Source organism: Sorangium sp. So ce124, assembly GCF_051525235.1.
GTDB lineage: Bacteria > Myxococcota_A > Polyangia > Polyangiales > Polyangiaceae > Sorangium > Sorangium atrum.
This window is the reverse complement of record NZ_CP150312.1, coordinates 12,230-32,019: the sequence shown is the minus strand read 5'-3', so window position 1 is coordinate 32,019 and position 19,790 is coordinate 12,230. Positions and strand designations below refer to the sequence as shown.

Below are 19,790 nucleotides of genomic sequence, written 5' to 3'. Positions count from 1 at the left end.
CTCCGCGGCGACCTCGCGCTGGCGGCCCTGGCCTCGTTTCCTCGAGGCTCCGCCCCGCTCCGCACCCCGGCGTCCGCTTCGCGGCCGCGCCGCGCCGGCCGCACGAGGAGCGGCCGGCGCGCGGGGATGTGCCGCAGCGCGATGGCTGCGCGTCGCTGGAGGCGTCTCTCAGGAAGGCTTGCGCGCGCGGTAGCACGCCTGACAGAACACGTCGCGGCCCTCGACCGGCTTGAACGGGACCTCGCCCTCGGAGCCGCACGACTTGCAGGTGATCGAGAACGTCGGACGAGTGCGCGGCGCGCGGGGCTGCTGCGCCGGGCCGCGGCTCGGCGCAGCAGCGCGGCGCTCACCGGCGAACGAGGGGGCGCGGTAGTTGCCATCATCTCGGAAGGGCGCGCCGCCGCGCGGGCGATTCGGGTAGTGGCTCGGCACCGCCCAGGTGGGCGTCAGCCCCGAGTACGCGTCCTGCATCGGGCTGCGGTACTCGTTCACGTCGCCCGTGTAGCGGGGCTTCCGAGGCTGGCCGTCGCCGCGCGCCAGGCCGCGATGCCCCCCGGCGCCACGGGCCGGACCAGGGCGCTGGCGCTCCGCTGCGCGAGCCGGCGATCCGCTCTCCCCTCGATTGTCCTTGCGCGCACGGCGGCAAGTCCGGCACCGCTTGGGCGGAGCCGCGAGCTTCCGTTCGGCGTAGACGGCAGCTTCCGCAGCCGAGAATAGGAACGACGTGCCGCAGCTCGCGCAGACAATGTGCTCGTCTCGATGCTGTTCCATGATTCCTCTTTCGTCAGGCCGACGGGCCTCGCAGGCTCACGGGCTCGGGTGACTCGGATGACTCGGGTGACTGGAGCGCCCGGAGCTGCCCCGCTGCGCTGGAGAAGCGCGATTTACGCGGGGTTCTACGTGATATCGGTGGGATCGCCCTCTTGATGGGGCACGGGAGTGCCTACGGTGACATGCTTGTCAGGGCGGTCAAGCGTGCCGCCTCCACGCAACGCCAGGATCGATCGCGCGGCGCGGAGCTTTGATTTCGAAGCTCCTCACGATACCATCCGCGCGACTTTCACGAGGAGCGCAGCTCCTCCCGTGACGGACCACGAGCCGCATCTGCCCACGCCGCGCATCGCAACCAGTCGAAGCAATGAGCCATCCCTCCCTGCACCTCACCGCTCGTGACTTCGACGCGTACGCCGCCGAAAAAGCGACCTCGAAGGCCTACTCACGCCCCCGCCTCGAGGTGAAGCAGCGCGCGCTCGCCTGGGCGCGCGGCGTCGTCGCCCGGCTCGCCGAGCTCGGCATCTCGGTCGACGTCCATGGCTCGGACGAGCACCCCTCGATCCGCAACAAGCACCGGGCCGACTGCCAGTGGGTCTTCTTCTGGCGCGACCAGGCGGCGCGCGACGAGCTCGATCGCCTCCTCGACCGCGGCCGCTCGATCTCCGACGCGATCGACGATCCGAGCCCCTTCACCCGGCACGCGTTCCTCGCGCTGCGCATCTCGGAGAGCGAGGTCCAGGTGTGCTTCGCGGTCCACCCGGACGCGAAGGTGGACGTCGACAACCTCCGGGCTCGCCTCTCGGCGACCGAGGAGGCGACGGGCGCGCCGGCATCGCCGCTCTCCGCGGAGCTCACGAGCGCGCTCCACGCGCTCCCGGAGCAGTTCTCGTTCGGCGCCGCCGGCGGCGATCGCGTGGCCTGCAGCGCGGCCACCCCGGACGCGATCGCCGAGATGCTCCGCCGCGCCGCCGACGGCCAGGTGCCGCTCTGGATCGGCTGGGCGGTCCCGCGCGAGACGGCGGTCGAGCACGCCGACATCCTCGACGAGCAGCTCGAGGACGCGCTCGTCGCGCTCGCCCCGATCTACCGGCTCGTCGCGTGGTCGCGCGAGAACGACCGCATCGCGCTCGACCGCAAGCTCGAGGGCATCGAGCAGGAGCGGGCGCGCGCCCACGCCGAGATCGAGGCCGAGAACGAGCGATGGCGCTCCGAGCAGGCCAGAGCGCGAGAGCGCTCGATGGAGCAGGCGCGAGCGCGCGGCGATGAGCGCGTCGAGGCCGCCCTGCCCGCCCGCCGACCGACCCTGGCGACGCTGTTCAAGTCGCCGAACAACGGTGGCGCTGGCGCTGGCCGCGGCGGAGAGCCGCGGCCCTCGCTGAAGCGCGTCGGAGAGGGCGTCACCCCCGCCCGGCGAGCGCCGCAGGGCGAAGCGGAGCAGCAAGCGAAGGTCGAGGCTCCGCAGAAGCCCTCGGCCGATCACGCGCCGCGAGCGCAGCGGGGTCCGTCCGGCGAGCCAGACGCTGCAGCGAAGGTCGCCCCGGAGCCCGCGAAGGGCGGCGTGCTGGAGAAGGGCAGCCGGGTCCGCGTGCGACGAGGCCCGTTCGGCGACAAGATCGGCGTGGTGAGCGAGCTCGACGGGCGCGGAGGCGCGCGCGTCCTGCTCGGCCTGCTCTCGACGAGGCTCGAGCTCGACGATCTCGAGCTCGTGGTCGATGGAAGAGATCGGCCCGCGCTCTCGACGTCGCACCGCAAGCCGCTCGCACCGACGCCGCGCAAGGCGCGCTGAGCGTCGCCGCGCAGCCCCCCCACGCAATGGTCAAGCGCGATCCATCAACCTACCCTGTCGGCCTCGGCGCACAGTTCCGCAGCAAGCTTCCGCTCTACCTGACGGGCGCGGCGCTGCTCGCTGCGCAGCAGTTCCTCATGGCCAGGCGAGATTTCCTGGTCAAGGACGCCGTCGACGCCGCCGTGAAGGCGCAGTCGAGCGAGGCCGCGCAGGCGGCGCTCGTCATGCTCGCGGTCAGCGTGGGCGCCGCGATCATGCGCGTGTTCTCGCGGGTCACCATCTTCACGGCGGGCCGCAACGTCGAGTACGAGCTCCGGGCGATCCTGCTCGCGCGCCTGCACAAACTCGGGCCGTCGTTCTTCCGCAAGATGGCGACCGGCGACATCATGAGCCGGGCGACGAACGATCTGACGCAGGTTCGGCTCCTCCTCGGCTTCGGCCTGCTGAACGTCGTCGGCTCGATCTTCGCGTTCACGAGCGCCCTGTACGTGATGCTCCACATCTCGAAGAGGCTCACGCTCGCGGCGCTCCTGACGATGCCCGCGCTGATGCTCGTCACCCGGTCGTTCTCGAGCAAGCTCTTCGCCCGCACCCGCGACAACCAGGAGGCGATCGGCGCCATGAGCGACCGCGTCCTCGCGAGCCTCGCAGGGGTCAGGGTCGTCCGCTCGTTCGCGCTCGAGGCATCCGAGATGGCCGCTTTCACGAGCACGAACCAGGGCTACCTCGAGAAGAGCCTCGCGCTCGCCAGGCTGCGCGGCTCCATGGGGCCGCTCATGGGGGCCATCAGCTCGGTCGGCGTGCTCATCGTCTTCTGGTACGGCGGGCGGCTCGTGCTGGAGCAGCAGATGACGAGGGGGGACTTCGTCTCCTTCTGGCTGGCGCTCTTGCGGCTCACCTGGCCGATGCTCGCCCTCGGCTTCGTCGCCGCCATCGTCCAGCGCGGTCGCGCCGGCTACGTCCGGCTCAAGGCGATCTTCGAGGCCATCCCCGAGGTCGTGAGCGGCCCGATGCCCTCCCCCGATGTCGTCCGCGGCGCCATCTCCGTCAAGGACCTGACGTTCTCCCACGGCGCGAGGAAGGTGGTCGACGGCGTGAGCTTCGAGGTCGAAGCGGGCAGATCGCTCGCCATCGTCGGGCGCACCGGCTCGGGCAAGAGCACCATCGCCACGCTGCTCGCCAGGCTCATGCCCACGCCGCGCGGCGCTGTGCTCCTGGACGGCGTCGACATCTGCGACCTGCCGCTCGACACCGTGCGCGCGAGCATCGGCTACGCGCAGCAGGATGCGTTCCTCTTCTCGACGACCGTGGCCCGCAACATCGGCTACTCCCTCGACGATCCGGACTCGCCCGCCGCGTTCGAGACGATCCGCGCGGCCGCCGCCGAGGCCGAGGTGCTGAACGAGGTGCTCTCGCTGCCTGACGGCTTCGACACGGTGGTCGGGGAGCGTGGCGTGCAGCTGTCCGGCGGACAGCGCCAGCGCGTCGCGCTCGCCCGCGCGCTCGTGCGCGAGCCGAACGTCCTCGTCCTCGACGATCCGCTCTCCGCCGTCGACGCGAAGACCGAGCAGGCCATCCTCGCTGCGATCGAGCGGCAGGCCGCGCGACGGACCGTCATCCTGATCACCCACAGGGTCGCGGCCGCGCGGCGGTGTGACGCGATCGTGGTGCTGGAGCAGGGTCGGGTCGTCGAGCGCGGCACGCACGACGAGCTCGTCCGCGCGGGCGGGATCTACGCGTCGTTCGCCGAGGAGCAGCAGCTCGAAGAGGATCTCGCGACCTTCGATGCGTCGCCGCCCTCACAGCCGGTGGGGCTCTCGTGACGCAACCGGCACACGGAGACAGCCCGACGATGCGGTCGAAATCTGGCAGCGTCTCGGCCGCGGGCGAGGCGGGCGCGGGCCCGCGGCGGCCGGCGCAGGCGGCGACGGCCAAGGGCCGCGGGGCGACGAAGGCGAGCCGCACCGAGGACGTGCTGAGCCGGTTCCACGAGGAGACACGGCTCGGCGAGGCGTACGACGCGCGCATGCTGCTGAGGCTGTGGCCGTTCGTGCGCCCGCAGGGCAAGCACCTCGCGGTGTCGCTGACGCTGCTCGTCGTCACGGCGCTGCTGGCGCTCCTGCGCCCGCTCATCATGCGCGACGCGCTCGACGCGTTCGACACGCCCGGCGGGCTCGATCACCTCACGCGCAGCGGCCTGTTGCTCACGGGCATCATGCTCCTGGAGCAGTCGCTCGCCTTCCCGCAGCTCTACCTGATGCAGCTCGCCGGCGCGCGCGCGATGGCCGACCTGCGCGTGCGCGTCTTCGGCTTCCTGCACACCCGCCGCCTCGGGTTCTTCGATCGCACGCCGGTCGGCCGGCTCGTCACGCGCGTGACGAACGACGTGGACGCGATCGGCGAGATGTTCGCGTCCGGCGCGCTCAACGCGTTCGGCGATCTCCTCCGGCTCTTCGTCATCGTCGCGGTGATGGTGTCGCTCGACTGGCGCATGTCGTTGCTCGCCTTCGCGGCGGTCCCCCCGGTCGCCCTCGGCGTCAACTGGACGCGGCGGCGGATGCGCGACGCGTTCCGGGAGGTGCGGGCGAAGACGGCCAGGATGAACGCGTACCTCAACGAGCAGGTGTCCGGGATGGCCGTCGTGCAGGCCTACGCCAGGGAGGAGCGCTCGGCCGAGGAGTTCGACGAGATCAACGCGGCGTACCGCAACGCGAACAACCGCTCGATCGTGCTCGACGCGACGCTCGACGCCGCCATCGAGATGGTCTCGAGCGTCTGCATCGCAGCGGTGCTCTGGTACGCCGGCGTGAACAGCCTGAAGGACGAGATCTCGTTCGGGACCTTGTTCGCCTTCGTCGCGTACATCGACATGTTCTTCGTCCCGATCCGCGATCTCTCGGCTCGGTACACGCTGCTGCAGTCCGCGATGGCCGGCGCGGAGCGCGTCTTCGAGCTGCTGGACAACAAGGACGAGGACGCGACGGCGGCGGCGGCGACGAGCGGCGGCGACGCGACGAGGCCAGCGGACGAGGGCGTCGCGTTCGAGCTCGACAACGTCGGCTTCGGCTACAAGCCAGGCGTGCCCGTGCTGCGGCACGTGTCGATCGCGGCGAGGCGCGGCGAGAAGGTCGCGCTGGTCGGCGCGACCGGCGCCGGCAAGAGCACCGTGGCGTCGCTGCTGCTCCGCCTCTACGACGTCGATGAGGGCGTCGTGCGGGTCTTCGGCCGCGACGTCAGCGCGTACGCTCGTGACGAGCTGCGCCGCCAGTTCGCCGTCGTCCCCCAGGACGTGTTCCTGTTCCCGGGCACGGTGCTCACCAACGTCGCGGCCGGCGACGCGATCCCCGATCGGGCCAAGGTGGTGAACGCGCTGAACCGCATCGGCGCCCTCGACCTCTTCGAGCGACGCGAGGGCGGGCTCGACGCCCCCGTGCTCGAGCGCGGCAGCAATTTCAGCGCTGGCGAGCGCCAGCTGATCGCCTTCGCCCGGGCGCTCTACCGCGACCCGCCGCTCCTCATCCTGGACGAGGCCACGGCCAACGTCGACAGCGACACCGAGGCGCGCCTCCAGCGCGCCCTCGAGGGAGCCATGGCGGGGCGCACCGCGTTGATCATCGCGCACCGCCTCTCGACGATCCGCGCCGTCGATCGCATCGTCGTCTTCCACAAGGGCTGCGTCGTCGAGCAGGGCACGCACGAGGACCTGCTCGCCGCGGGCGGCGTCTACAGCAAGCTGTACCGGCTGCAGTTCGCCCGGCAGGCAGCGGCGAACGCCTAGAAGCGCGGGTCCTAGGGCTCCGCGCTCCCTCCGCCGGGATCGGCGTCGGCGCCGTAGCACCTGCTGACGCCGGTGCCCCCGGCGGCTCCCATCCCATCGCCGTCGGCGCCGGCCGCGCCTCCTGCGGCTCCGGTCGCGCCGGCATCGGCGCCGATCGCGCCCCCGGCGACCACCCGCAGCCAGTACTCGGAGCAGCTGCCGTTGACGATGATCAGATGCTGGTCGTCCACGCAGGTCACCTCGGCCTGGTTGCCGGCCGCCTGCGCCAGCGTCCCGCCGCTCTTCGTACCGTCGCGCTCGAACGACAGGTACACCTGCCACCACCGCGGGCGCGCGCCGAGGTGATGCTTGAGCGCGTACCGCATGCCGCCCGGGAAGTAGAGGAGATCGCCGTCCGGCGCCGAGGTCTCGTAGATGCCCCCCTCCGGGGTGGCCTCGACGAACTCGATCGGCGGGTTCGATTCCTCGGACCTGTCGCACCTGTTCGGCGCGCACCCCGCCGCGAACGCCGCCGACGCGCCCACCGCCCAGGTGGCGGCCCATCTCAATCGCTGCGCGGCGCTCCCGCCTGCGCCCTGGCTCCGCATCGCTCAGCCGAGCCAGCGCGCGGCGTCGAGCGCGTGGTAGGTGAGGATGAAGTCCGCCCCGGCGCGCCGGATCGACGTCAGCAGCTCGATCACGGCGCGCTTCTCGTCGATCATGCCGCGCTCCGCGGCCGCCTTGATCATCGCGTACTCGCCGCTGACGTTGTACGCGCCGAGCGGGAGCGTCGTCACCTCGCGCACGCGCGCGATGACGTCGAGGTACGCGAGCGCGGGCTTGACCATGAGCATGTCGGCCCCCTCTTCCTCGTCGAGCGCCGCCTCGCGCAGGCCTTCGCGGGCGTTCCCGGGGTCCATCTGGTAGCCCGCCCGGTCGCCGAACTTGGGCGCACAGTCGGCCGCCTCGCGGAACGGCCCGTAAAAGCCGGACGCGTACTTCACGGCGTAGGAGAGGATCGCCGTCCCCGTCAGCGACTCGGCGTCGAGCGCGCGCCGGATCGCGGCGACCCGGCCGTCCATCATGTCGCTCGGCGCGACAACGTCGGCCCCCGCCTTGGCGTGGACCACCGCCGCCCGCGCGAGCACCTCCAGCGTCGCGTCGTTGTCGACGTCCACCGCCCCGGACGCGTCCTCCCGGAGCAGGCCGCAGTGGCCGTGATCGGTGTACTCGTCCACGCACACGTCGGTGATCACGAGCAGCTCCGGCACGGCCTCCTTCATCGCCTTCACGGCGCGCGGCACGGGCCCGTCCGGATCGTAAGCGCTCGTGCCCGACGCATCCTTGGTGCGCGGGAGCCCGAACAGGATCGTCCCGCCGATGCCGAGCTCCTTGCAGAGCCGCGCCTGCGCTGCCGCGGCGCTCACGGGAAGCTGCGAGACGCCCGGCATCGTCCCGACCGGCCGAGGCGCGTCGAGCGCCTCGTTGAAGAAGAGGGGGAGGATGAAATCTCCCGGATGGAGGGTCGTCTCGCGCACCAGGGCGCGGAGGGCGGGCGAGCGACGGAGCCGGCGCGGTCTCTTCGTGGGGAACACGGCGGCGGAGCATAGCAGCCCTGCGCCCGCGTGAGCCGCTCCGGTCCAGAGGAGCGCGCGATCCGTGGATCGCGTGGGCGCTGCGAATCGGTTAGTGTTCGCCCGAAACCGCCAGCATGAGAACGGCCCTCCACTTCCCGTTCCCGTTTTCCGGCCGCGCTCGCCCCGCCGCGCGCGGCGCTCGCGCCGGGCGCGGTCCGCGCGCGCGGCCGTCGCTCAGCGGTGGGCCGCTCCAGAGCGCGCGGCCGAGCGCGCTGCCGGGCCGGGACGCGACGTCATCGGCTGGGGAGTCTGCTGGGACGAAAGTGGCAGCGTGTCGTCGTCCTCATCCGCTGCTGAGCCGTCCTCCGGCTGTTCCGCAGGCGTCGCCGTGGCGGCGACCGTGACCGTTGCAATGTCGGACAGCGGGCACCACACGGTCCATGCCTCATTGCGGACGAAGCTATCGAGGGGGACCACTCCGCTCTCGATTCCGCGCGCGAGCTGGTCGAGCTTGACCGGCCCGACCGAGCGTTCCCCGTTGGTGACGTACCATCGGTCCGGAAAGCCGCGCTCCGAGCTCAGCAGCTCCTCGACCAGTTTCACAGATCTCATCGAATGGACTCCAGAAACCGCCGGACGTTGAATCGACCGGGTGCGATTCTAATCGCATAACGCACCGGGTCAACATCACTACAGAATCGCTATGACAATCAACGTCTGCCATGCATCAACGAGAGAATGACGGGAGTTTGACTGTGTTTCCGAGGCGTAACGATCCTTCCGAGGAGAGCCCCGGCGCGGCGGCCGCGGGGGCGATGAACGACGGCGCGCCGGGCGCGGCCAGGCCAGGCGTCGTGTACCTGGTCGGCGCCGGCCCGGGGGATCCGGGGCTCCTCACGCTGCGCGGCGCGGAGCTCCTCGCCACGGCCGACGTCGTGCTGCACGACGAGCTCGTCCACCCCGCGCTGCTCGACCGCGTGCAAGAGGGCGCCGACGTGCGCTCGGTGGGCAAGCGCGGCGGCGATCGGGTGGTGAAGGACGCGAAGCAGGCGGAGATCGACGCAGAGCTCGTCGCGCTCGGCCTCGCGGGCCGCAGCGTCGTTCGCTTGAAGGGCGGCGATCCGTTCCTCTTCGGGCGTGGCTCGGAGGAGGCGGAGGCGCTCGCGCGGGCCGGGGTGCCGTTCGAGGTGGTTCCGGGCGTCTGCTCTCCGCTCGGCGCGACGGCCTACGCCGGCATCTCGCTGACGCACAGGCACATCGCCTCCAGCGTGATGATCGTCAGCGGCGTCACCCGGGCTGGCAGATCCTTCGACTGGAGCGAGCTCGCCTCGGTCCGCGGGACCATCTGCGTCCTGATGGGCATGCAGGCCCTCGACGCGGTGGTCGCGGGGCTGATGGGGCCGGGGCGCCGCGATCCCGCGACGCCGGCGGCGGCGATCCAGTGGGGCACGCGGGCCGACCAGCGCGTCGTCTCGAGCCGCCTCGACGAGCTGCCTCGCCGCGTGGGGGAGGCAGGGATCGAGAGCCCCGCGGTCATCGTCGTAGGCGCCGTCACGGGCCTGCGCGACACGCTCCGCTGGTTCGATCGGAAGCCGCTCTTCGGCAAGCGGGTGCTCGTGACCCGGCCGCGTCACCAGGCGCGCTCGACGTCGAGGCTGGTGCGCCTCCGCGGCGGCGAGGCGGTGGAGCTGCCGACCATCGAGATCCACCCGCCCCCCGACCCCGCGCGGGTCACCGAGGCTGTGCGCGGCCTCTCCGGTTACCACGCCGTCGTCTTCACGAGCGAGAACGGGGTGGCCTGCTTCTTCAAGGAGATGGAGCGGCTCGGTCTGGACGCGCGCGCCTTCGGCCCTGCGCGCCTCGCCGCGATCGGCGTCGGGACCGCCGCCGCGCTCGCCGCGCGCGGCGTCCGCGCCGACATCGTCCCGCGGGAATTCCGCGGCGAGGAGCTCGCGGAGGCCATCCTCGCCGACCCCGCGCTGGCCGAACGCCGGGCGGCGTCCCCTCGAGTCCGCGTGCTCCTCGCGCGCGCGCTGGTCGCCCGCGAGGTGCTCCCGGAGCGCCTCCGCGCCGCCGGTTGCGAGGTCGATGTCGTGCCTGTCTACGAGACCCGCCCTGCGTCGGCCGGTCGCCGCGAAGAGCTGCTCCGGGCGCTCTCGGCGGGCGAGATCGACGTCGTGCTGCTCACCTCGAGCAGCACCGTCGACAGCCTCTGCGATCTCCTCGGCGAGGGCGCCGCAGCGCGCCTCGACCGCGTTCTCCTCGCGAGCATCGGGCCGATCACGACCGCTACAGCCGAGAAGCGGGGGCTCCGGGTCGGCGTGACCGCCGAGGTGAGCACCACAGCAGGTCTCCTGGACGCGCTGGATCGACATTTCACTGCATTGCAAGCTGCCCCTGGGAGCGCCAGGAGCGGATGAGCTGGTCGCACGATGTGCGGCCGGCGCACCTGCTGAAATAAAGAGAGCGTCGCAGCGGACCTGGGGGGGGAAGGTCTCCGCCGCGACGCTCGATCCCACGTGAGAGCAGGGCGCGTGCCCACGACTTCTTCAAGTCGATTCAGGCACTTAGGACGTCCTGGCAGGAGCCTCCTTGCGCTGCTGCGTGGCCACGGCGACAGAGATGCAAGGACGCTCCTGATTCGGCATTACCGTCGAACATCGACAGCGGCATTCCCCGGGGCCGGAGCAGGCGTACAGCGTCACAGCCGGACAGCGCTGGTGAGATGAGCGCCTTCCGGTGCCGTTCGGCTCACTCGAACGTCGCTCGCACCACGACGAACTTGTTGTTGAGCTCGATGGAAGTGAGCTTCTCGAAGATGCGAGGGCTGCCGAGCTCGTTCGACAAGGAGCCCGTGCGCCCGTGTTCGGTGACGAAGTAGAAGGTCTTCACGCCCTTCTTCTTCTGCTCATTGATGTAATCCTGAAACTTCTTTCCGCTCGACACGAAGGCCGCCAGCCGGTTGCCGGCATAGAAGTTCTCGCCCTTCCAGTTCAGCTGGTAAGCGACGAGCGGCCCTGGGATCTGCTGATTCGCGCGCACATAGGCGAGCAGCGTCTCGCGTTGCCCCCAGTGAGGCGACGTCCGCACGAAGTACACGTCGATGCCCCACGCCGTGAACACGACGGCGAGCGCCAGGAGCGCGTAGACGACCTGGCGGCGCCAGCGCGCGACCATCAGCAGCAGGCACAGGGCAGCCGCGGCGGCGGTGAAGGCCCACAGGGCCGCCGAGAAGTCGAGCGATTGCGGCCAGGGGCGCTTGTAATTGTACGTGAACAGGTGCAGCAGCCTGGCCTGGCCCGGCTGTCCCTCGCGCACCGTCGCGAGATCGCGCCCGACGAGGAACACGAGGAGCGCAGCGCCGAGCGCGATGGCGCCGAGCATCGCGCGCTCGTAGCTGACCACCGCGGCGGAGCGCGCCGATTGCGCCGGCGAGGAGGCGCCGCTCGAGCGGCGCGCGAGCCCTCCCACGCGGCCATCGAGGCGCAGCATGTCGTCGAGCAGGATCCCCGTGAGCATCGCCGCCGGCGGGACGGCCGGCAGGATGTAGTGATGGAACTTCGTCAGCATCAGGGAGAACAGCGCGAAGCCGAAGAGGAACCATATCGCCAGGAACACCGAGGCGTCGCCCTGGCGGACGTCGGCCGAGCCGCGCTCCCCCGGCGCCGCCCCCTCGCGCCGCCTGAGCCACCACACGAGCGAAGCGGGCACGAGCCCGGTCCACGGGAACATCGCGTAGCCGAGCTGCCACACGTAATAGCGGAAGCTCACGTCGTCGCCCTCGTTCGTGTCGTGGACGTGGGTGAAGGCGCGCTTGAACATGTCGTGGAACAGGAGCCTGTCGGTGAACGGCTGGCCGTGCCGCGCGTACATCGCGACGAACCACGGCAGCGCGACGCACGCGAGCACGAGCAGCCCGATGGGGATCTCCATCTTGAGCAGGTCGCGGTAGCGGCGGGAGACGACGACGTAGCCGAGCGCGCAGAGCACCGGGAGCCCGAAGCCCGCCGGCCCCTTGGCCATCGTGGACAGGGCAGCGAAGAACCACGCCGCGAGGAAGAGGAGCCGCTGGACGCGCCGCTCGCCCCAGCTGGCGTACAGGACGATCGCGAGCGTCTGCGCCCAGACGAGCGCCTGGAGCGCAGGCTGAAGGCCGGGGAGCACGGGCAGCACCGACCGGCAGGCCTCGTTGCCGGGGAGACCGCAGTTGCCCGGTGAGCCCGAGCTGAAGACGTCGCCGCGGAAGTCGAGGCTGAAGGGCGTAAGGCCGATCTCGACGTGACGCGAGAGCAGGTAGAGGATCTGCGGCAGCGCGCAGGCGAGGATCGCCCCCAGCACGAGGTGATAGGCCGAGAGGCCCACCTTGAGCGGGCCGAGATCCACCTCGTAGACGCGCGCCTCCTCGGCGTCGTCGGTGTGGATGCCGAGCAGGAGGAGCGCCATCGCCGCGGCCATCGTCGCGACGAAGGGCATGTCGGTCATGGTCTGGTGGGAGACCAGGAACCACTGCGGCATCGTGGCGAGGACGAGCCCCGCGAGCAGCCCGGCGCGGCGGCTGAAGATGCGCGAGACGGCCTTGTAGAGCAGATAAACGGCGATGAGCGTCAGCGCGAAGACGGGGAGCCTGACGGCCCACTCGGGCCACGGGGTGCGCCCCTCGGCGACCGCCGAGAGCATCTCGCCCGACCGGTAGCGGACGCCGAACGCGGCCATCGCGAGCGCCTGCATCCAGAAGTCGAGCACCGGCTTCGACCAGAACCAGCCGTCCTGCGCCCACCACAGGGAGATCCAGTCGTTCCTGGCCAGGATCTCGCGCGCGACCTCGCCGTAGTGCGTCTCCCAGGGATCGGTGAGCGAGTGGCTCCCGAGCATGGGCAGGTAGAGCAGCGTGACGAGGGCGACGAGCCAGAAGCCGTGCCGCCGGCCGAGAGGGCGCGGAGCCCCCGCCTCGTCGACGCGGCAGGGACCGAGGCGCTCGCCGAACCGGAACGCGCCGATGACCGCCGTGAGAAACGCGACAGGGACGGCGACGGCGGGCACCGCCAGCGAGAGCAGCGTCGGCGCGCCGTCCGACGAGAGAGGGCTCGGCGAGAAGAAGCCCGCGACGCTCAGCGTGATCAGGGCGAAGAGCGCGACGAGCCCACCCCCGAGCAGCGCGAGCGGGCTGAGGAGGTCGCGGATCCCGACGCGCGTGGCGACGCGCTCGGGCCGATCGTCGAACGTGCCGAGCAGATCGAGCAGACCGATCGCCGCGATGACGACGCCGAGCGCGCCGATCGGGACACCCCAGCGCAGCTGGGGCGCAAGCGCCATCACGACGAACGTGAGGAGGGCGCCCGCGGCGGACACGGCAGCGCCACGCCAGCGGAGCGGGTTGCCCTGCGGCACGAGGCGAGCCTCCTCGGCGTCGGCCGCGGCCCCGTCCATCCCGACCGTGCCGTCGCTCCCCGCTGTTCCGTCGCCAGGGGAAGGCGTGCGCGGCTCAGGTGCGCTGGGGCTCTCCAGATCGCCCGCGGCCGTCCCGTCGCGGGCGTCCGCGGGCGCACCGCTGCGTTTGTCGTGTGTGTCGTTCATGGCTGCGCCAACCGCGGAACGAGGCGCGGCCCTGGCGTAGCAACTCCAGGTCGCCGGGCAAAGCAGCGGTCGCATGCGCCTGCGCTGCGTTCCCGAACGCGCGCGCTCCGCGAGCGACGTCGCGGCGCAAGGAGCGCCCCTACGTACTTGGATCGGTGGGCCTCACGCGCCCACGAAGGCACCCCGCCCCGTTCGTGCGTCTCGCAGGCGCGACAGGAACAGGGGCGGGTCGACGGCCACGGCCAGGCCGCGGCCGCCGCCTACTTCGTCAGCCGCGCGATCTCTTCCTTGATGATCGTCTCGGCGAGCACCGGCACGACCTCCCACACGACGCGCTCCACGACGTCGCGGGACAGCGCCATCACGGCCTCCACCTGCTCGGAGGTGAGGCCGAGGCCCTCGAGCTTGCTCGCCATCTGGCCGTTGACCTGCGCGGAGGCGGTCGCGGCGACGGCGGCGGGCCCCGTCGCGGTCTTCGGCACGCCGGACACCGGCGTCGGCGAGAAGGCCATCGTCGTCGTGACCGGCACGTTCGCCGGGCCACCGGGCGCCGTCTTGACGGAGGCCTGGGCCGGCGCAGCGCTCGTGGCCGGCGCGTTGGGCGTGTAGATGAGGGTCTTCGCGCGCTGGAGCGGGCTCGCTGCCGCCGGCTGCGCGGCGGCTGCCGGCTGCGCGGCGGCCGCGGGCGGCGCGGCGGCGGGCTGCGCCGCAGGAGAGCGCGCGGGCGCGGGCGCCGCGGCAGCGGGGGCCGCTGCGGCGGCGGGCTTCGCTTCGCCGCGCGACGCCAGCAGCTTCTTGACCTTGTCGATCATCTGCTGCGTGTCGAACGGCTTGTCCATGTGATCGTCCGCTTGCGCGCCCGATCCCTTCGCGGGGTCGAACGGGTTCTGCTTGGACGACAGGATCAGGACGGGCGTCGCCGGTGAGGCCTGCTTGATCGCCTTGCACAGCTCGTAGCCGTTCTTCGGCTCGAGCGTGACGTCGGCGATCACCAGGTCGGGTTTATCGCTCTTGAGCTTCTGCAGCGCAGCGTCGGCGCTGCTCGCCGTCACGACGCGGAAATCCTGACCCGCAAAGGTGATTTCGAGCACTTTGCGCATGGTCACGCTGTCGTCTACGGCGAGAAGGGTGCTGGCCACGAACGGGTCTCCTCTCAGATGGCGAGAAAGCGATGACGGCTCTGGATATCTTCGGCTCCGGTCGCGCGATGTGTCAACATTCGCGGTGTATTTCGCCCCCGCGGGCCCCGCGGATGTGCGTTTTTCGCGCCGGTAGAGCCCGGTCCCACGCTGGTGGGCGGAGCCGAGGCGCCCCCGGTGAGCTTGTACATGCGTCCGCTCCGACCCGCCACTCCGCCGAGCCAGGAAGACAAAGCCGCCGAAACGACCGGCGTCCACCCCGCCGCCCAGGTGCGACCTCCGCAGGACGGCCGCTGGACGGTGCCAGCCGAGCTGGATCGGCGCCCGCTGGACGGGGCCGTCCGTGCGCTGGCCGCGGTCTCGTGGTCCGACGCGCGCCGCTTGATCGAGACCGGCAAGGTGCTGGTCGGGAGCGCGGTGGCGACGAGCGCCCGCCGGCGGGTGCTCAGCGGGGAGCAGATCGAGGTCCGCTTGCACGCGCCGAGGCCCGAGACCGTGCGGCGGCGCAAGCTCGAGGGCGAGCTCGTGGTCTACGCGGACGCGAGCGTCGTCGTGGTGAACAAGCCCGCCGGGGTGAGCACCATCCCGTACGGCGACGAGGATCCCGCGGAGCAGGCCGCGACCCTCGACGCGCTGGTGCGCGAGGTGCTGGCCAGGCGCGACCGCCTGCGCGGGCGCGCGCCGCTCGGCGTGGTGCAGCGCCTCGACAAGGGGACGAGCGGGCTGCTGGTCTTCGCGCGGACGCTCGCCGCGAAGAAGCACCTCGCGCAGCAGCTCCGCGTCCGCGCGATGCACCGGCAGTACCTGGCGCTCGCGCACGGCGCCGTCCCGCGCGGCACCTACCGCAGCTACCTCGTCGAGGATCGGGGCGACGGGCTGCGCGGCTCGGCGCGGGAGGGGCGGCGCGAGGGGCAGCTCGCGGTGACGCACGTGGAGCCGATCGAGGTGCTCCGAGGGCCTCAGGAGGGGGCCGGCGCCGGGGGCGTGACGCTCGTCGCGTGCCGGCTCGAGACGGGACGGACGCACCAGATCCGCATCCACCTCGCGGAGGCCGGGCACCCGCTCGTCGGCGAGACGGTCTACGTGCGGGACTACCGCGGGGCGAGGATCCCGGCCGCGCGGCTGATGCTCCACGCGGCTGAGCTCGGCTTCAACCACCCGGCCGACGACCGGCCGATGCGCTTCCAGGCGCCGCCGCCCCCGGACTTCGACGACGTGCTCGATCGGCTCCGCGAGCCGCAGCGGAAGGGCGCTACTTGACCTTGCCGCGGACCTCGGTCATCGCCGCGGCCGTGGCGTCGACCAGCGGCATGACCTTCGCGTAGTCCATCCGCGTCGGGCCGAGCACGCCGACGGTCCCGGCGACGCGGCCGTTTTCCATGTACGGCGCGGCGACGAGGCTGAGCTGGCCTCCGCCAAGATCGCCCGCCTCGCTGCCGACGAACACGGTGACCTCACCCGCGCCGGCGGCGAGCGTCCGGTCGAGCAGATCGACGAGCTCCTCGCGCTCCTCGAGCGCCTTCATCAGCTTCTTGAGCCGGTCGACATCGGCGTATTCGGGCAGATCGATCAGGCGGTTCTGCCCCTCGATGACGACCTCGCTCCGCCGGGTCACGTCGGCCGTCGCCTTGCTGCCGAGCTCGAAGGCGCGGCGCCTCAGCGCGTCGATCTGGAGGCGCTCGTCCGCGAGGCGGCGGGCGAACAGGTCCCGGATCTCGCCCAGCGTGCGCCCCTCGATGACGTCGGCGAGCAGGTTGTGGATCCGGGTGAGCTCGCCCTCGTTGATCGCCTCGTCGGCCGAGATGAAGCGGTTCGCGACCGAGCCGTCGGCGAAGACGAGCACCGCGAGCAGCTGCCCGGGCTTGGTCGGGATGAAGCGCAGCTGGGCGAGGGCGCGGAGCTCCGCCCGCGGCGCCGCCACGACCGCCGCGGCGCCGGACAGCTCCGAGAGGTAGCGCCCGGTCTCGCGGAGCGGATCGCTCGCCCCCGCGTAGATCTCGGTGAACCTGGCGCTCAGCTCGGCCTGCTGCTCGGGAGACAGCGACCGGAGCTCGACGAGCGCGTCGATGAACAGCCGGAGCGCGCGATCGGTCGGGATCCGCCCGGCAGAGGTGTGCGGCTGGTGGAGGTACCCGGCCTCCTCGAGGTCAGCGAGCACGTTGCGGATCGAAGCAGCCGAGAGATCCAGCCCGTACTTCCGGGCGAGCGTCCTGCTGCCAACTGGGTCGCCCGTTGCGATGAACTCGGTGACCGCGGCGAAAAGGATCTTCCGAGATCGATTGGAAAGATCACTCATGTCAGCTGCATGCAGCGCACAAGCGCGCCGCCGTGGCTACCTGGACCAGGGACCGCCCGGACCGGGAAGCCATGCGGGCCGGACCTTCGCTCCCGTACGTCAAGCTGCGCGTGCGGGCGCTCGACCCACGGACGCGCATGCGACCCATTTTGAGGCGATCGCGCGGCCCGGTCAAATGTCGCGGTAGGATCGGGTAGTAGCCACCCCGCGCACGGGGCACCGCTCCGCCGGATGGCGGCGCGATCGGCCACGTGGCACGTGGTCGCTCGGCCCACCGAGAGGCCCCGAGAGGCCCCGAGAGGGCCGGCCTGCCTTGCTTCGCACGAGGGATGTACCGCAACGATGCCGCCCGCACGCCATGCCGCCGCTGCCTGCGCGCTCGCCCTCGCGCTCGGCCCCCTCGCCGCCGCGCCGAGCGCGCAGGGCAAGCCGAAGGTCAGGTACCACCAGGACTGGGCGAAGCACCCGTCGGCGCGCTACGCGGCCATGAGCGCGGCGCAGTGCCGCGCGGCGCTCACGCAGCGGAAGATCGCGTTCGAGCCGGTGCCGCGCGCGCCGGGCGTGCTCGCTCCGGTGCGGCTGATGCAGCGGGTCGGCGGGGTCCTCTACCGGACGGCGCTGCCGGCGCATCGACGCGCGGACAACCCGTACGACGTCTTCGACTGCCGCCTCGCGCTCGCGCTCTCGGACTTCAGCCGGATCCTCCGCGCGCACGACATCGACGAGGCGCTGATGTTCTCGGCCTGGCGGCCTCCGTCCAGGATGTGGCCCGAGGGCAGGCTCGCCACGAGGCACCCCGGCGGGCTCGCGATCGACCTCTACAGGCTCATCAAGGAGCCCGTCGGCGGCGGGTTCGCGGAGGATTGGCTCGACGTGGAGCGCGACTTCGTCGGCAGGCGCGGCGCGCCGGTCTGCGGCGAGAGCGCAGGCCCGACCGGGAGGCCCCGCGGGGCCGGCAAGGGGGCGGGGGGCGGCCCTCCAGCGGACGCGGCGGCGCGAGAGCTGCGATCCATCGTGTGCGAGGCCGTGGATCAGCACATCTTCACGTCGATCCTCACGCCCAACTACGATCGGGCGCACAAAAATCACCTGCATCTCGAGGTGACCCCCGGCGTCCAATGGCATCTCGTGCGCTGATCCGGGACGGGACGTCGTCCGTCCTCCCGCGCGCAAACCCGCTCTCCCTCCGAGGTCGACCCGCTATGTTAGCCCGCGTGCCCGCACGAAGACCCCCGCTCTCCCGCGCGTCCGCCGCGCTGGCGCTCGCCGCTGTCGCGCTGTCGTTCACGTTCGTCGGCTGCCCCTGCGTCAGCGGCCCCGTGAACGCGAGCCCTGGCCTCCGCTGGTTCCTGTTCTCGAACTTCGGGGCCAGCAAGATCTGCCCCGAGATGCTGAAGAGCGGGGTCTCGCTGCGCCTGCAGGACAGATCGGCGTCCATCGGGCGGTTCTTCCCGATGCAGTGCTCGTACGACGTCAACGACGCGGCCCAGACGATCACCGTCCACATCGCCGGCACGGGGTACGGCTACATGCAGCCGGCCAAGCGGGTGGGCTTCTCGCTCACGACGTCCGTCGAGTACCGACCCGACTTCCAGCTCGCGGACGACAACGTCTACGTGTGGGGACGGCTGAACCGGATCGTGCAAGGGCCGAGCTTCCAGCTGGGCTACGTCGAGAACCCCGTCATCGACGTGATGGCCAACGTCCCGCCGTTCGGAGGGCTCGCCAACCTGCTCGGCAACCAGATCGTCGCGGGCGAGCTGACCCGCGGGTTCACCGTCCTCTACAACGAGGAGACCGGGAAGGACTTCACGCTGGGGATCCTCATGCCGCCCCAGCGACCGCACCACCCGTTCGAGGCCGAGGACGAGGAGCGGTACACCTTCGCGAACGAGACCATCGAGGTGCACGCGCACCAGCGCGACTACCTCGGGCCGTTCGAGATCGCCGACGCGGACCAGGCGCTCTACCTCAAGGTCAGCGCGCAGGGCGCGCCCGTGGACCTCATGATCGTCGACAAGCCCACCGGCGACGCGTGGCGCGAGGCGTACCAGACCGGCAAGCCGCTCGGCCCCCCGCCAGGCCCGGTGCAGGCAGGCGGCCCTCTCCAGCCCGGGATCATCGAGACGCGCCGCTATGCGCTGCGCCCGGGCCTCTACTACGTCGTCGTCGACAACACGGCGGCGGCCGGGCTGGTCGCTCCTCCCATCACGCTGCTCAGCCCCCTCGGGGGGCCGGCCGCTCAGGTCAGCTACATGGCGCAGGTCGGCGAGTAGCGCCGACGAGCGGGGCACGGACAGCATCGGCGAGGTCACGCCAAGTAGGCTCCGTCGCCGGCCTTGACGCGGTTCGCCGCGAACGGGATAAACTTGCCATGGCCGTCATGGAGAGAGAGGGGAGCAGCGCCAGCCACGTCGACCAAGTTGCCCTCGACCGGCTACGCGCTCGCCTCCAGGCGTACATGGCCAAGAAGGGGCTGAGATCGACGGCGCAGCGCCGGCTGATCGTCGACACGTTCTTCTCCGGCGCCCCGCACATGACCATCGAGGATCTGCTCGCGGAGGTGCGCGCGCACGACCGAGGCATCGGGTACGCGACGGTGTACCGCACGCTCAAGCTGCTCGCGGAGTGCGGCGTGGCCTCCGAGCGCCGGTTCGGCGACGGCCTTAGCCGCTACGAGCTGGCGGACGACGCCAGCGCGCACCACGACCACCTGATCTGCGTCAACTGCGGGAAGATCATCGAGTTCGAGGAGCCGCGGATCGAGGCGCTCCAGGAAGAGATCGCCGCGAAGTACGGCTTCGAGGTGACCTGGCACAAGCACGAGATGTACGGCGTCTGCGCGGACTGCCGCGACGTCAAGGACACCACGCCCGACGTCTCGTAG

15 protein-coding genes and 1 pseudogene are annotated in these 19,790 nt (G+C 71.4%); 8 read left to right on the top strand and 8 right to left on the bottom strand.

All coding sequences use genetic code 11. The features are described 5' to 3' along the window. Positions 1-168: 168 nt before the first annotated feature. Positions 169-492 (bottom strand): CxxC-x17-CxxC domain-containing protein, encoded by a 324-nt coding sequence (locus tag WMF19_RS00110; protein WP_272097947.1) that lies wholly within the window; start codon positions 490-492, stop codon positions 169-171. A gap of 138 nt (positions 493-630) precedes the next feature. Further along, a pseudogene (locus WMF19_RS00105) lies at positions 631-771 on the bottom strand (zinc-ribbon domain containing protein); the annotation flags it as partial. A 367-nt stretch (positions 772-1,138) separates the two neighbouring features. On the opposite strand from WMF19_RS00105, the gene WMF19_RS00100 reads away from it, so the two are divergent. The 3 genes from WMF19_RS00100 to WMF19_RS00090 are packed head-to-tail and all read left to right on the top strand — an operon-like array spanning position 1,139 to position 6,338. Then, positions 1,139-2,560, top strand: a complete 1,422-nt coding sequence (locus WMF19_RS00100; RefSeq protein WP_437897208.1) for a hypothetical protein — start codon at positions 1,139-1,141, stop codon at positions 2,558-2,560. A gap of 26 nt (positions 2,561-2,586) precedes the next feature. Beyond that, positions 2,587-4,383 carry an ABC transporter ATP-binding protein gene (locus tag WMF19_RS00095; protein WP_437897207.1) on the top strand — a complete coding sequence of 599 codons (1,797 nt, stop codon included), beginning with the start codon at positions 2,587-2,589 and terminating at the stop codon, positions 4,381-4,383. A 29-nt stretch (positions 4,384-4,412) separates the two neighbouring features. Then, the gene (locus WMF19_RS00090) at positions 4,413-6,338 is read left to right on the top strand and encodes an ABC transporter ATP-binding protein (RefSeq protein ID WP_437897206.1); all 1,926 of its coding nucleotides are present in this window, start codon (positions 4,413-4,415) and stop codon (positions 6,336-6,338) included. A gap of 11 nt (positions 6,339-6,349) precedes the next feature. Here the strand turns inward: WMF19_RS00090 and WMF19_RS00085 are convergent, their stop codons facing one another. The 3 genes from WMF19_RS00085 to WMF19_RS00075 form a co-directional block, all read right to left on the bottom strand. Beyond that, positions 6,350-6,925, bottom strand: coding sequence for a hypothetical protein (locus WMF19_RS00085; protein ID WP_437897205.1), 576 nt, complete (start codon positions 6,923-6,925; stop codon positions 6,350-6,352). Positions 6,926-6,928: 3 nt separating this feature from the next. Continuing rightward, complete coding sequence (gene hemB, locus WMF19_RS00080; RefSeq protein ID WP_437326878.1) at positions 6,929-7,912, bottom strand: porphobilinogen synthase; 984 nt, start codon at positions 7,910-7,912, stop codon at positions 6,929-6,931. A gap of 216 nt (positions 7,913-8,128) precedes the next feature. Next, entirely contained in the window at positions 8,129-8,506 is a 378-nt protein-coding gene (locus tag WMF19_RS00075; protein WP_437897204.1) for a DUF4339 domain-containing protein, read from the bottom strand. A 143-nt stretch (positions 8,507-8,649) separates the two neighbouring features. Here WMF19_RS00075 and cobA point away from each other — a divergent pair, with 143 nt between their 5' ends. Further along, positions 8,650-10,314: a uroporphyrinogen-III C-methyltransferase gene (cobA, locus tag WMF19_RS00070; RefSeq protein WP_437901775.1), complete on the top strand. Its 1,665-nt coding sequence runs from the start codon at positions 8,650-8,652 to the stop codon at positions 10,312-10,314. 331 nt (positions 10,315-10,645) lie between these two features. Here cobA and WMF19_RS00065 read toward each other — a convergent pair whose 3' ends face one another. Both WMF19_RS00065 and WMF19_RS00060 read right to left on the bottom strand, forming a co-directional pair. Then, a complete protein-coding gene (locus WMF19_RS00065; protein ID WP_437897203.1) occupies positions 10,646-13,468 on the bottom strand; it encodes an ArnT family glycosyltransferase in 2,823 nt (940 codons plus the stop codon). Between the two features lie 260 nt (positions 13,469-13,728). Further along, a complete protein-coding gene (locus tag WMF19_RS00060; RefSeq protein WP_437897202.1) occupies positions 13,729-14,607 on the bottom strand; it encodes a response regulator transcription factor in 879 nt (292 codons plus the stop codon). Positions 14,608-14,796: 189 nt separating this feature from the next. Here WMF19_RS00060 and WMF19_RS00055 point away from each other — a divergent pair, with 189 nt between their 5' ends. Further along, complete coding sequence (locus WMF19_RS00055; protein ID WP_437897201.1) at positions 14,797-15,867, top strand: RluA family pseudouridine synthase; 1,071 nt, start codon at positions 14,797-14,799, stop codon at positions 15,865-15,867. Here WMF19_RS00055 and hrcA read toward each other — a convergent pair. Then, positions 15,860-16,903: a heat-inducible transcriptional repressor HrcA gene (gene hrcA, locus WMF19_RS00050; protein WP_272097054.1), complete on the bottom strand. Its 1,044-nt coding sequence runs from the start codon at positions 16,901-16,903 to the stop codon at positions 15,860-15,862. The two genes, WMF19_RS00055 and hrcA, sit on opposite strands and share 8 nt — an antisense overlap. Before the next feature lie 342 nt (positions 16,904-17,245). Here hrcA and WMF19_RS00045 point away from each other — a divergent pair, with 342 nt between their 5' ends. From WMF19_RS00045 to WMF19_RS00035, 3 genes are all read left to right on the top strand, one after another. Then, on the top strand, positions 17,246-18,040 hold the full coding sequence (locus WMF19_RS00045) for a hypothetical protein (RefSeq protein ID WP_437897200.1): 795 nt from the start codon (positions 17,246-17,248) through the stop codon (positions 18,038-18,040). A 77-nt stretch (positions 18,041-18,117) separates the two neighbouring features. Beyond that, the gene (locus WMF19_RS00040) at positions 18,118-19,179 is read left to right on the top strand and encodes a hypothetical protein (RefSeq protein WP_437326871.1); all 1,062 of its coding nucleotides are present in this window, start codon (positions 18,118-18,120) and stop codon (positions 19,177-19,179) included. A gap of 98 nt (positions 19,180-19,277) precedes the next feature. Then, on the top strand, positions 19,278-19,790 hold the full coding sequence (locus WMF19_RS00035) for a Fur family transcriptional regulator (protein ID WP_437326870.1): 513 nt from the start codon (positions 19,278-19,280) through the stop codon (positions 19,788-19,790).

Bases quoted from the DNA above. Each gene is read 5' to 3' on its own strand.
- WMF19_RS00100 (WP_437897208.1), top strand. From the start codon at position 1,139: ATGAGCCATCCCTCCCTGCACCTCACCGCTCGTGACTTCGACGCGTAC.
- WMF19_RS00095 (WP_437897207.1), top strand. From the start codon at position 2,587: ATGGTCAAGCGCGATCCATCAACCTACCCTGTCGGCCTCGGCGCACAG.
- WMF19_RS00090 (WP_437897206.1), top strand. From the start codon at position 4,413: ATGCGGTCGAAATCTGGCAGCGTCTCGGCCGCGGGCGAGGCGGGCGCG.
- WMF19_RS00085 (WP_437897205.1), bottom strand. From the start codon at position 6,925: ATGCGGAGCCAGGGCGCAGGCGGGAGCGCCGCGCAGCGATTGAGATGG.
- WMF19_RS00075 (WP_437897204.1), bottom strand. From the start codon at position 8,506: ATGAGATCTGTGAAACTGGTCGAGGAGCTGCTGAGCTCGGAGCGCGGC.
- WMF19_RS00065 (WP_437897203.1), bottom strand. From the start codon at position 13,468: ATGAACGACACACACGACAAACGCAGCGGTGCGCCCGCGGACGCCCGC.
- WMF19_RS00055 (WP_437897201.1), top strand. From the start codon at position 14,797: ATGCGTCCGCTCCGACCCGCCACTCCGCCGAGCCAGGAAGACAAAGCC.
- hrcA (WP_272097054.1), bottom strand. From the start codon at position 16,903: ATGAGTGATCTTTCCAATCGATCTCGGAAGATCCTTTTCGCCGCGGTC.
- WMF19_RS00045 (WP_437897200.1), top strand. From the start codon at position 17,246: ATGCCGCCCGCACGCCATGCCGCCGCTGCCTGCGCGCTCGCCCTCGCG.
- WMF19_RS00035 (WP_437326870.1), top strand. From the start codon at position 19,278: ATGGCCGTCATGGAGAGAGAGGGGAGCAGCGCCAGCCACGTCGACCAA.